Annotated in this window: 1 protein-coding gene; it reads right to left on the reverse strand. The window is 42.6% G+C overall.

Going from position 1 to position 230, the window contains the following annotated elements; all coding sequences use genetic code 11:
- The coding region (rpsR, locus tag B4920_RS28275) for a 30S ribosomal protein S18 (protein WP_079437611.1) at positions 1 to 198 on the reverse strand (198 nt) is incomplete at its 3' end.
- Positions 199 to 230: the final 32 nt, after the last annotated feature.

The raw sequence follows: 230 nt of genomic DNA on the forward strand, positions 1-230 counted from the left end.
AGAAAGATAACGAGCACGCTTGATAGCGCGAGCTAGTTGACGCTGATATTTAGCACTAGTACCAGTGATACGGCTTGGAACGATTTTGCCGCTTTCAGTGATGTAGTTCTTTAAAGTAACGATATCTTTGTAATCAATTTCTGCAACACCTTCAGCGGTGAAACGGCAGAACTTGCGACGACGGAAATAACGTGCCATTTGACAGTCTCCTAAGTTTTCAATTCGACATA

The organism is Zoogloea sp. LCSB751, assembly GCF_002028455.1.
Classification (GTDB): domain Bacteria; phylum Pseudomonadota; class Gammaproteobacteria; order Burkholderiales; family Rhodocyclaceae; genus Zoogloea.